The sequence below is a fragment of the Bordetella genomosp. 11 genome (genome assembly GCF_002261215.1).
In the GTDB taxonomy this organism is placed as follows: Bacteria; Pseudomonadota; Gammaproteobacteria; order Burkholderiales; family Burkholderiaceae_B; genus Bordetella_C.
Genome location: NZ_NEVS01000004.1, coordinates 266,632 through 278,880, shown reverse-complemented (window position 1 = coordinate 278,880; position 12,249 = coordinate 266,632). Strand labels below are relative to the sequence as shown.

General features: G+C 66.7%; 7 protein-coding genes and 1 pseudogene. 2 read left to right on the top strand and 6 right to left on the bottom strand.

Going from position 1 to position 12,249, the window contains the following annotated elements; genetic code table 11:
* Positions 1–7: 7 nt before the first annotated feature.
* Complete coding sequence (locus tag CAL28_RS08865; protein WP_094841056.1) at positions 8–469, bottom strand: DUF1178 family protein; 462 nt, start codon at positions 467–469, stop codon at positions 8–10.
* 32 nt (positions 470–501) lie between these two features.
* Positions 502–1,476: pseudogene (locus CAL28_RS08860) on the bottom strand (sigma 54-interacting transcriptional regulator); the annotation flags it as partial.
* A gap of 573 nt (positions 1,477–2,049) precedes the next feature.
* Here CAL28_RS08860 and CAL28_RS08855 point away from each other — a divergent pair.
* Entirely contained in the window at positions 2,050–3,768 is a 1,719-nt protein-coding gene (locus CAL28_RS08855) for a ShlB/FhaC/HecB family hemolysin secretion/activation protein (protein ID WP_440588371.1), read from the top strand.
* Between the two features lie 181 nt (positions 3,769–3,949).
* Positions 3,950–5,602 carry a collagen-like triple helix repeat-containing protein gene (locus tag CAL28_RS08850; RefSeq protein ID WP_254926059.1) on the top strand — a complete coding sequence of 551 codons (1,653 nt, stop codon included), beginning with the start codon at positions 3,950–3,952 and terminating at the stop codon, positions 5,600–5,602.
* A gap of 76 nt (positions 5,603–5,678) precedes the next feature.
* Here CAL28_RS08850 and CAL28_RS08845 read toward each other — a convergent pair whose 3' ends face one another.
* The 4 genes from CAL28_RS08845 to CAL28_RS08830 are packed head-to-tail and all read right to left on the bottom strand — an operon-like array spanning position 5,679 to position 12,182.
* Complete coding sequence (locus tag CAL28_RS08845) at positions 5,679–7,439, bottom strand: ABC transporter ATP-binding protein (RefSeq protein ID WP_094841054.1); 1,761 nt, start codon at positions 7,437–7,439, stop codon at positions 5,679–5,681.
* The gene (locus tag CAL28_RS08840; RefSeq protein ID WP_094841053.1) at positions 7,436–8,962 is read right to left on the bottom strand and encodes an ABC transporter permease; all 1,527 of its coding nucleotides are present in this window, start codon (positions 8,960–8,962) and stop codon (positions 7,436–7,438) included. Before CAL28_RS08840 ends, CAL28_RS08845 begins: the two co-directional genes overlap by 4 nt.
* A 5-nt stretch (positions 8,963–8,967) precedes the next feature.
* Complete coding sequence (locus CAL28_RS08835; protein ID WP_094841052.1) at positions 8,968–9,945, bottom strand: ABC transporter permease; 978 nt, start codon at positions 9,943–9,945, stop codon at positions 8,968–8,970.
* Complete coding sequence (locus CAL28_RS08830) at positions 9,942–12,182, bottom strand: ABC transporter substrate-binding protein (protein ID WP_094841051.1); 2,241 nt, start codon at positions 12,180–12,182, stop codon at positions 9,942–9,944. Before CAL28_RS08830 ends, CAL28_RS08835 begins: the two co-directional genes overlap by 4 nt.
* Positions 12,183–12,249: the final 67 nt, after the last annotated feature.

Genomic DNA, 12,249 nt, shown 5'->3' with positions numbered 1-12,249 from the left:
CGGCCGCCTACTGCAGCCGGTCGTCGTCGAAGATATCGGGCAAGGCCATGAAATCGATGCCGTCCTCGGCCAGCGCCTGGCGCTCCTCCGGCGTCGAGGTGCCACGGATCGGACGTTCGTCGGCCTCGCCATCATGGATGCGGCGGGCCTCCTCGGCGAAGCGCGGACCGACGTTTTCCGCCTTGCGGACCATGTCGCGCACCTGCTTCAGCAGGGTCGCCTGCAGCCGCGCCATGTCCATGGGCGGATTCCCGGATTCCGCGCCCGGCGCCTGCGGCGCTGTCTGGGGGGCTTTCAAGTGGGAGACGTTCAGACGCGGCGCGGACAGGCGCTTGGACACCTTGTTCGTGCCGCACATGGGACAGGAAACCAGGCCGCGCGCCTGCTGCTCGTCGTAGTTTTCATGCGATGCGAACCAGCCCTCGAATAGGTGGCCCTGATCGTCGCATTGAAGGTCGAATACTTTCATAGAAGGGAGGTGCAAACGCACAATCCGCAATGCTACAGCGTTTCCGCCGGACCGATGGCTGTTTCATCGGCACCGTTCAACTCGAATTTGCGCATTTTCTCCCACAATACCTTGCGGCTGATCCCCAGCGCGGCCGCCGTGTCCTGGCGGTGCCAGCCATTGGCGCGCAACGCCGCCAGCACCCGCTCGCGTTCCTCCCGCCTGGCCGGCGTCAGCCAGGGGGCCACGGGAGCTTGCTGGTTCGCCGGGTTCGGCGAATGGCGGCCGGCGAATACTTTCTCGATGCGTATCCGGTCCCAGCCGCCCATCCGGCGCCGCAGGATCGCGACACGTTCGGCCAGATTCGACAATTCCCGCACGTTGCCCGGATAACGGCCACGCGCCACCGCATCATCCAGCCAGCCTGGGACCAGGCTGCCCTGGCCCGGCAGTTCGCGGTCGATGAATGCCTTGAAAAGGGCGATTTTCTCGGCCGGCCCGCGCTCTTCGAGATTGGGCACGCGCAGTTCGATGACGGCCAGGCGATAGTACAGATCCTGACGGAAAGCGCCCTGCATCACTCGTGCGCGCAAGTCCTGGTTTGTCGCGGCCACCAACCGAAAATCGACGGGGGTATCGATGCCTGCGCCCAGACGCGTCACGACCTTGTGCTCCAGCACGCGCAGCAGCTTCACCTGCTGGTAGAGCGGCAGGTCGCCGATCTCGTCCAGGAACAGCGTGCCGCCGTCGGCCTGTTCGAAGTATCCCTTGTGGGCGCTGGCTGCCCCCGTGAACGCCCCTTTCGCGTGGCCGAAGAAATGCGCCTCGAACAGTCCTTCCGGGACGGCACCGCAGTTGACCGCGACGAAGGGGCCGCGCGCCCAGGGTGCGCTCTCATGCAGCAGCCGCGCGACGCATTCCTTGCCGACACCGGTTTCTCCCGTGATCAGCACGCTGGCGCGGGCATCGGCATAGGCTCGGGTCTCGTCGAGAAGGTCGCGCATGGCCTCCGATACGGCAATCAGGGCGTGGTCGCGCGCAAGGCGATGGAGATCGATGTGCTGCTGGATGGAGATGTTGTCCATGGTGGGCCGGCCCCAAAGCTGCATTGTGGATACGCGCGATCCGGCGATCGACGCGATCGGTCGGTCCATGGCGCACCTTGGTCTGCCTCCACCCGGCGCCCGGCCGACGGTTGATGTATGCGTGCGTCCAGGGACCGTGGAGCCGCCCCAACGACACCGGCGGCTGCGATGTCCGCCTCGCAATCAGTCTTTACTACCACCGGATGGATGGCATCCGGGAAAGTCCTAGGTTCGGGGGACGGATTTGAATCAAAACCTCATGGAAGAGGAAGCAATTCCCCGCCCCACAAGGTTTTTTTGAAATTACAAAAGTGTAACTTCGGGGTGCCGCGGACCCCAGCCGCTGTGGTTTTTCTCTTCTTTCCCCTCGTCCTGGCTCTGCCGGTAGGGATTTCTACCTCTTTGATACATCCGGCAAGCGGAACGCGCTGGCCCGACTGGGCATCCTCTGACGACACCGTGCGTCATCCCTTCGAACGAGGTGTCCCCTTGTATCCAGCGACGAGGACCAAAACCATGAAAGCCGCTCGCCGTGCATCCATCCTGCATATCGTGGCCGCCGGCATGTTGGCGAGCGCGTTCGCGGCCGCGGCGCGGGCCGATGGACCGTTGCGCGGCAACCCGGTGGACGCGCTGCCGCCCTTGGAGAAACCCCAGGCGCCGGCGCCGGCCGGCCGCCTGGAAGGACCCACGCCGGAGCAGTCGGCAATCCAGGCGCGGTTGGCGCAGCGCATCGTGCCCCGCCATTTCGATGTCAGCGGCGTGCATGCGATTGCCTTCGACGACGTGGCGCAACTCCTTGCCCCACTGGCGAACAAGGAAATCTCGGTCGGCGAACTGGTGCAGCGGACGGACCGCATCACGGCGCTGTACCGCGAACGCGGCTACCCCTTGTCGTTTGCGGTGGTACAGAACCAGACCTTCGCGCAAGGCAGAGTGGTGGTGACTGTGGTGGAAGGCTACGTCTCCCGCGTTCGCATCGAAGGCGATCCCGGCAACGGTGCGCGGGCGCGGCTGAATGCCCTGGCGCAGCCGTTGCTCGCGGAAAAGCCTTTGACGGCGCACACGCTGGAGCGCAGCCTGAACCTTATGCGCATGGTGCCGGGGGTGACGTTCAAGCCCGCGCTGGAACTGCCACGCAGTGCCGATGGCGCAACCGAACTGGTGCTGGATACCCGCCATAAGCCCCTGAGCGCGAATGGCGGCATTGTGGACCTGGGCACCGGCATGCAACCGCTGCTTTCCGCCAGCGCCAACAGCCTGACGCCGCTGGGTGAACGGCTTCGGCTGACGGGCAGCATACCGATCGACACCGACGACGTACGCTACGTGGCAGGCGATATCACCATCCCCATCGGCGCCGACGGCCTCAGCCTGAAAATAGACGGTTTTCACTACAAGGCCAGGCCGGAGGACGACGCCGTCGAACAGCTCGGCTTCGACCGCACCGTCAGGACGGACCGCATTGGCATCGGCCTGAGCTACCCTTTCCTGCTGGATAACCGGCAATCGCTGACCGGCACGCTTGGCGTTTATGCCGTCAATGCCGAGGATCGCTACGACCTGCGGGACACGGATCTGTGGCTGAGGCAGGACACGCGGGTACGCGCCGCCACGGCGGAAATGCGCTACATCGTCGTCGGGCCGGTACGCAGCACCGATATCGCCTTGAGTGTGTCCCGCGGGATCGACACCCTGGGCGCGGACAAACACATCGATTCCAACTACGGCTACTCCGCCGTTCCCGATGTCGACCTTGCCTTCACACGATGGAACCTGAATGCCAAGCAGAGTTTCGCCTTGCCGGCGCAGTTCGGCCTGACATTTTCAGCTGCCGGCCAATATAGCGATGACGTGCTGCCCTCCTCGGAACAGATATCCTTCGGCAGCTGGCGCTATGGCATGGGATATCCGCAAGGCGAGGAAAGCGGCGACAAGGGACTGGGCGCCTCGGCCGAAGTGAACCGGCGTTTCATGACCGGCATGCCTTTGGTATCGGCGGTGCAACCCTACCTTTTGATTGACTATGCGCGCGCCTGGTACAACGCGGCCGGGCTCCAACCCTATAACACCCGGCATCTGTCATCCCTGGCGATCGGTGCGCGGTTCACGGACGATCGGTATTACCTCTTCGATTTCAACGTCGCCAAGCCAATCGCCGCGGGCAGCTCCGACGGCGACGGACATGGATGGCGCTTCAACGCGAACTATTCCTTCTACTACGGCGCGATCTGAATCCACAGCGCCGACGTTATCCGCGTACGCGCGTTACGCGCCGCGTTACGCGCGTTACGTAGCACCGTAACGACATCGCGGCGCGGCTGCCCATCTCCCCAGGGGAACGCCTCGATATCGCGGCTGCGATGGCGTTGGCATGGTTTTCGCATGGATTCGGGGATCGGCCCGCGAGGCCGCCATGAACTCGACCAAGGAGTCCACCATGCGATCCGCGTTTCCTGCCGCTTTTCATCTCGCACCTTCCCTGCGCCGCACCGCAACGGCTATCGCGCTGCTCGCGGCGCTGTCCGCCTGTGCCGGCGGCCATCATCATGATCACACCGCTTCCGCCGACATGCCGGGCGGCGGCGGCACGCAACCCGGCGGCGGAGGCGACGGTGCAGGAGGCGGCGCAGGCGGCACACCGCCGGGAGGCCAGGACTCCGGCGGCAATAACGGTGGCAATCCTGGTGGCGGCAATCCCGGCGATGGCGGCACAGGGAATGGCGGGGGTTCGGCCGCTTCCGCCGGCGTGCTCCAGAATACCTTGGGCGGTGTGGGGGCCGCCGTGAACGATGTGGTTCCGGCCGGTACGGATACAGCCCTCGCGGACACCGGACGGGCACTGGACGGCACCGTCCAGCCGCTCGTGTCCAACGCCACGATGCTGACGCAGGAAATCGGCGGCACGACCGGCCTGGGCGCGCCGACGGACAATCTACTGAATCAGGTGGGCTCGGCGCTGGACGCGACAGGCCAGCGTGTCGCGAGCACGGACGCGCCCGCCAATCTGGCGACCGGCCTCGGGGGCGCGGTCAGCCAGCTTGGCGCGACGGTGGCCGACACCGGAGATTTGCTCAACCCGGCCTCCCCGCTGCAATCGCCGCTGGCCACCGTGGCCGGGGATGCAACCGGCGCCGTGCGTGCCTTAACGGCCTCGCAGGGCGGCGCTGGCGGACTGCTGCAACCGGTGAACGCATTGGCGGGCACGTTGACCGGCACGCTGCTGGACAAGCCATCGATGCCCATCCTGCAACCGGCGTTGAGAAACACGGGTACCGGCGTGGACAATCTGGCGGACCTCGGCCTGACCGCGCCACTGGATGGCACGGGCGCAGCGCTCGATCCCACGGTGGCGCCGGTCGTCAGCCAGGTAACGTCGGTCACGCAGACATTGGGAGACAACACGGGGGCGGGCGCGCCGCTGAACCATCTGTTGAGCAACGTGGGCGGTAGCATCGCCGGCCTCGATAACGCCATCGGATCCGGCACGCCGAACGGCGGACTGAGCGGATTGCTCGACGGCGTGGGCGGTGCGGTCGCCAGCGCGGGTGGATTGGTACATGGCGGACCCGCCAATGCCAATCCGGTCGGAAGCACGCTGGCCAATGCCACCGGCGGGGTTGCGGCGCTGACGGGTGGCGCGGATTCCGGGTTGCTGTCGCCGATCAACGGCGTGCTGGGCAGCGTCGCCGGCACGCCCGCCGGCAACGCAGGGGGCGGCCTGCTGTCCCCCGTCACAGGATTGGTGGCCTCGGTCACGGGCAACCCGGCCAACGGGACCGGCAATACCGGCGGGCTGCTGGGCGGCCTGATACACGGAGTCACCCAGGTGGCGGGAGGCGCCGCGCCCGCGGGTGGCGTCGCCGCGGGCGCCGGCGCCGCAGCGACGGTCGGCGGCACTTCCGCCGGCGCGGCGGCCGGGACGACGGCAGGGATCTCTGGCGGCGCGCCGTCCGGCGGCCTCCTGGCATCCGCCGGCACTTCCAATGGCGAGACGGCCGGCACCTCCCAGCAGCAGGGCGGTTTGCTGGGTGGACTGCTGGGAGGACTGCTCGGCGCCCGGCGCTGACGCCAACCGCGGAGACGCGACCGGCCAGCGATGCGACCCGACGCGGCCCGATCCGGCCTGCCCTGGCCTGCCCGGTTCAGGCCGGCTCGGCGGCCCGCGGTCCGCGGTCCGTGCCGAAATCCAGGCGCGGCACCGCCGCCAGCAAGCGGCGGGTGACATCGTGCCTGGGATGGTGCAATACCGTTGCCGTGTCGCCCAACTCCACGATGCGCCCGCCGTGCATCACCGCGATCCGATCCGCCAGGTACTCGACCACGCTGAAGTTGTGGGTGATGAAAAGATAGGCGATGCCCAGTTCGCGTTGCAGATCGTGCAGCAGGTCCAGGATCTGCGCCTGGATGGACACGTCCAGGGCGGACGTCGGCTCGTCGCAGATCAACACCTTGGGTTCGACAGCCAAAGCGCGGGCGATCGCGATACGCTGGCGTTGCCCGCCGGAAAACTCATGCGGATAGCGCGCCGCGGTATCTTCCGGCAGGCCCACCCGGGCCAGGAGGCGGGCGACGCGATCGCCGCACATCTGCCGCGATAAATCGCGCCGCAGCGCCAGCACGCCTTCCAGCAGGATATCGCCCACGCGCATGCGCGGGTTCAGCGACGCAAAGGGGTCCTGGAACACGATCTGGATGTGTTCGCGCAGACGCGCCAGCGTGCGCCCGCGCGCCTGCATCAGATCCTTGCCATCCAGCATTGCCTGCCCGCCAATGCGGGCGCCCTCGATCAGGCGCAGCAGCGCCTTACCGGTCGTGGTCTTGCCGCAGCCGGACTCTCCCAGCAAGGCCAGCGTTTCTCCCGCCCGCAGGTCGAAGCTGAGCCCGTCCACCGCCTTGACCCAGGATCTGACGCGGCGCAAGGGGCCTTTGCGTACCGCGTAATGAACCGACAGGTCGCGCACCGACAATACCGCCGCCGACGGCGCCGCGGCTTGGGCAGGGCCGGCATCGTCCGCAGGCCGTCCCCGCGCCGCCGGCCCGGCATCGTTGCCCGCGTCGCCCGGCGCGGGCGCCTGCATGGCGCCGCCCGACAGGGGCCGGCCGCGCTTCTCGAAGGCCGGGATGGCGTCGAACAACTGCCGCGCGTACGGGTGCCGCGGCGCGGTAAAGAACTGTTCGGCCGGCGCGCATTCGACGATCTCGCCGGCGCGCATCAAGGCAACGTGCTGCGCCACATTGCGCACGACCGCCAGGTCGTGGGTAATCAGCAGCATGGCCATGCCCATATCGCGCTGAATGCTGGCCAGCAGCTCCAGCACCTGGGCCTGCACGGTGACGTCCAGAGCGGTGGTGGGCTCGTCGGCGATCAGCAGCGCCGGCTCGGCCGCCAGCGCGATGGCGATCATCACACGCTGCTTCTGGCCGCCGGAAAACTGCATGGGATAGTCGTCGATGCGCCGTTCGGGCTCGGGAATGCCGACGCGCCGCAGCCAGTCGATGGCGCGTGCCCGCGCCGCTTCGCCGCGCAGCGCGGTGTGCGCGCGCAGGGTCTCGACGATCTGCTCGCCCACCCGCATCACCGGGTTCAGGCTGGTGGAGGGTTCCTGGAAAATGATGCCGATGCGCCCGCCGCGCACACGCCGCATGGCGCTTTCGGGCAGGCGGTTCAGGTCCTCGCCGGCCAGGTCGATCTGGCCGGCGACGATGCGACCCGCATCGGGCAGCAGGCGCAGCAAGGCCAGCGCGGTGACGCTCTTGCCGCTGCCGGACTCGCCCACCAGCGCGAAGGTCTCGCCGCGCGAGATCGCCAGCGCCAGTTGCTTGACGGCGACGGCGATGCCGCGCTCGCTGGCGATCTCGACGCGCAGGTCCTCCACGCGCAGCACGTTGGCCGGAACGCTCATCGCCCCTCTCCCCGCTGCCGCGTCACTTCGCTCGTTTCCGCCGCCACGGGCGATACCGCGAACAGCCCGCCGGTGGGCGGCGGCGCCAGCACGGGCACGCGCCGCGCCCTGAACTTGCGCGCGCGCGGATCGAAGGCGGCGCGCACGCCATCGGCGAACAGGTTGGCCGACAGTACCAGCGCCAGCATGAAAACGAAGGCGGTGCCCAGGTTCCACCAGATCATCGGGTCCATCGACATCTCCAGCCGGGCGGAATTGATCATCGATCCATAGGAATTCATGCTGGGATCCACGCCTATCCCAAGATAGGAAAGCACCGCCTCGTACAGCACCAGGGAGGAAAACTCCAGCACGACGGTGATCAGCACGATGTGCATGACGTTGGGTACCAGGTGGCGCCGCATGATGCCCCACTTCGATACGCCGAAAGCGCGCGCGGCCTGGACGTATTCGAGTTCGCGCAGCTTCAGGACCTCCGCCCGTACCAGCCGGCACAGTCCGGCCCAGCCGGTCAGCCCCAGGATCAGGCACAGCAGGAACAGGCGCAGGTCCGCGCGTTCGGCGGAGGTCGGGAAGCGCGTGGGATTGTTATCGATGTAGACCTGCATCATCAGCACGCAGGCCGCCACCAAAAGCACGCCGGGAATGGATGTCAGCGTGGTGTACAGATAGGTGATGGCGTCATCGACCTTGCCTTTGAAGTAACCCGCGGCAATGCCGAAACCCAGCGCGGGCGGCAGCATGGCCAATGTGGTCAGGCTGCCGATGACCAGCGCGGTGCGCACGCTTTTTATGGCCTGCCAGAACACGTCGTTGCCGGTGCGGTCCGTGCCCAGCGGGTGGTAGCCGGTGGCCAGCCCCGCCAGGATGCCTGCCACGGCGCACAGCGCGCACAGCGTGATGAACATGGACCGCCAGCGTATGTCCGTATCGCCGCGCAGCAGGTCGCGCATCGCGGCGCGCCAGGACGGCCGGCGCCGCGCCAGCCCCAGGCCCAGCACCGCGCCGGCGGCCAGTGTCACCAGGACGCCGCCGGCCAGCCCGGCGACGGCGCGCCATGCCGCGTCCGCCGGTCTTTCGGCGTCCGGGTCCGCAAGATGGGCGGCGCCGGCCCGCAAGCGTGGAAAGTCACGCACCGGGTGGCCGTCGACCAGCATGGTTTCCTTCGTGAACTGGCGCGCCGCCAGCGGCGCCGAGTAGGTCTTCTCCGGCCGGGTCAGCACGGTATCGGCCAGCAGCGCGTCCAGCAGCGAACGCGCCGATGGCGCATAGGCAACCGGCGCATCCGCGGCGGCCCCCGGCAACGGCGGCAGGCGCGGCCGGTAATGCACCGAATCGAGCAGGCCGATGACGACGAATACCGCCAGCACCGCCGCCGCGCACATCGCCGGGCCGTCCTGCGCGACACGCAGCCAGGTGGCGCGCAGCGTGGGAGTGCGGCGCACATGCCATCCATAGGCCAACACCGCGATCACGATCAGGTACAGGGCGACATCGGTCCAGAGCAGAACGATCAAGGGCATGGCGGTCACTCGAAACGCACGCGGGGGTCGGCCAGCGTATAGGAGATATCGGCCAGGATCAGGCCGACGATATACAGCGCCGACCCCAGGAAAACCATCGCGCGCACGATGGAAAAATCCTGCGCATTGATCGCGTCGATGGTGTAGCTGCCCAGGCCGGGGATGCCGAAGAACGATTCGGCGATCAGGCTGCCCATGAACAGCAGCGGCAACGTCGCGACGGTACCCGTAAGAATGGGCAGCAGCGCGTTGCGCAGCACGTGGCGGAACAGTACGGCGGTTTCGGTCAGGCCTTTCGCTCGCGCCGTGCGCACGTAGTCCTTGCCGATTTCCTCCAGGAACAGGGTGCGGTAGAACCGCGCCTCGGGTCCCAGGCGCGATACCATCGCCACCACCACCGGCAAGGCCAGGAACTTGATCGCGTCCCAGCCGCCGGCAAAGCCCGAATACGGCACCAGCCTCAACACCTTCGAGAACATCCATTGCCCGGCGATGATGTAGAACAGTCCGGATATGGACAGCAGCACCACGCAAAGCACCACGCCCCAGAAATCCAGCCGCGTCGCGCGGAAGAACACCAGCAAGAGCGAGAACGCGATGCTGGCCCATAAGCCAAGGATGAAGGTCGGCACCGCCAGGGACAGGCTGGGCCACATGCGCGTGCCGATTTCGCGGCCGATATCGCGGCCGCCGTCGGAGGATCCGAAGTCCATGCGCAGCAGGGGCACGGAGCGCTGGTAGAAGATGGTGTCCGTGACGCGTCCCGTACCGGTCGCGGCCGCGTTGTAGAACAGCGGCTTGTCATAGCCGCGCTCGGCCTTCCATTTGTCGATCGCGTCCTGGCTGACCCGCTGTCCGCCGATGGACAGGCGCGCCATGTCGTCCGGCGTATTGACGGCGAAGAACAGCACGAAAGTGAACAGGTTCACGCCGATCAGGATCAGGACGCCGTACAGCAGGCGGCGGACGATATAGGCGGTCATGTGGGCTCCCCGGACGACGATCCTGCGCGATCGCCGAACGCCGTCTGCTTTTCACGCCGTCGCATGGCGCGGTACGAAGGCCAGATCGCCAGCACGGCCAGCGCCGCCAGCAGCACCAGCGGCCACCACCGCGGCCGGTTCCATTCGTCTATCTTCCTGACCCGCAGGGCGGTATCCAGCTTCATGTACTGCAGGGTGTTGCGCACCATCTGCGTCGGCTTGGCGTTGCCCACCCATTGCTGGTATGCGCCCCCGGACATCGGGAAGTAGCCGAACATCCAGGGCGCGTCGCGCTGGACGATGGCGACCATGCGGTCGATGATGGCCGCCTTCCGCGGCCCGTCGTCCAGGAACTTCATCTGGTCGAACAGCTTGTCGAATTCGGGATTCACGTAGTTCGAGGCGTTCTCCCCGCCCGATGCCACCTTGGCATTGGGGCCGTACAGCAGGAAAAGGAAATTTTCCGCATCGGGATAATCGGCATTCCAGCCCCAGAAGAACATCTGTGCCGTGCCGCGCCGCATCTTGTCCTGGAACCTGCTGTAGTCGGTGGAGCGCACATCCAGCTGCACGCCCAGTTTGTCGAGCTGGCGGCGCATCCAGTCGAACATCGGGTTGGCGCCCATGCCGGTCATGGCGTCGTAGTGCAACACCAGCGGCTCGCCCGTTGCCGCGTCGCGGCCGCCCGGATAGCCGGCTTCGGCCAGGAGCTTCTTCGCCACTTCGATGGACTTGCGCACCGGCTTGCCGTCCACCACGTCATAGACGACCGGATTGATGCCTTCCGGCGCGGGCTTGTATCCCAGCACGCCGGGCGGGACGGGACCGTATGCCACCGCCGCCTGGCTATTCTCGAAGATCGCGACGTACTCTTCCCAGTCGAAGGCGATACTGATGGCCTGGCGCAGCTTGCGATTGCGCTCCTGCCGTTCCGGGGTATCCCCCTTGCCGACGACGGGATCGTTCCAATTGAAGCCCATGTACCAGTTCTGCGTTTCCACCGTGGTCGGCAGCTGGATCCCGTGCTCGCGGTAGCGCGCCGCCTTCTCGGCGGAATCGCCCGCCGCCACCAGCATCGCCACGCCGTATTCGCCGCGCTCGAGCTGGGGAATATCGTAGTAGCCCTGCATGAACTTGCCGCTGAGCGGTGTCGATTCCTTTTCGATGCTGAACACCACGCGATCGATGAAGGGCGTCGGCTTGCCGCAATCGTCCAGCCGGCCGGCGGCGCGGTCGGCCGGCTCGCCGTCGCAGGGATAGGGCTCGCCATGGAAGTTCGGATTGCGCGCCAGCACATGGCGCCGGTTCTGCAGCGACTCCACCATCATGTAGGGGCCCGTCCCCACCGGCCAGGTATTCAAGGACAGATTGCGCGTCGCCATCCCGGGCTGGCTGTAAAAGCGTTCAGCCTCCCAGGGCACCGGCGCGGTAAAGGTCATCGCCAGCCAATACTTGAACTGCGGATACTTTCCCTTGATGCGGATGCGCAGCGTATGCGGGTCGGGGGCCGTCACGCCGTCGAAGCCGACCTGCCGCAGGTCCAGCCAGGGCAGATCGCGCTCCTGCGGAGGCAGCTTGGCGCGCGCGGCCTGGTCCTGCGCCTTGAGGCGGTCGCCGTATTCCTTCATGCCCACCACGTAATCGGCCATCAGCGAATAGATGGGCGATACCAGGCGGGGGCTGGCCAGGCGCCGGAAGGCATAGACGTAATCGTCCGCCGTCAGCTCGCGCGTGCCGGTCTGCGAAAAATCCGGGATCGCCGACTTATCGTCGAGCTCCCCCGGCCGCAGCGGGTAGTACACGTAGCTGCCGTCGGGATTGCGCGCGAAGGCCGGATGCGGCTGGAAGCGGATACCGGGGCGGATGGGGATTTCGTAGACGCTTTCGGCGATGGTCTCGCCCGGCGCATCCTGCGGCAGCACATGCCCCTGGGCATCCAGATAGGTGGGTGGCGCGATGCTCGCCGCCGCGCGGGGAACCAGCTTGTACGGACGGGCGAGGTAATCGTAGCCGTACAGCGGCTCGTAGACGTTGTAGGTGAAGGGCGTTTCATCGACCGAATACGAACTGGCCGGATCCAGGTACTTGGGAGAATTACGGGTAAAGGCCGTATACAGCGTGTTGTCCTTTTCCGCGCCCGACGGATAAGGGCTATTGATCGGGCTTTCCTGCCCGCAGCCAGCCAGCGCGGCCGCGCACAGCGCCGCGATGACCCAAAGCCACCTGATGCTCCCCATGTTTGCCCCGATGCCGCCCGCAAGTCTATGTCGCGGCAAGGATAGCAAACTGGACCCGAATATAGGA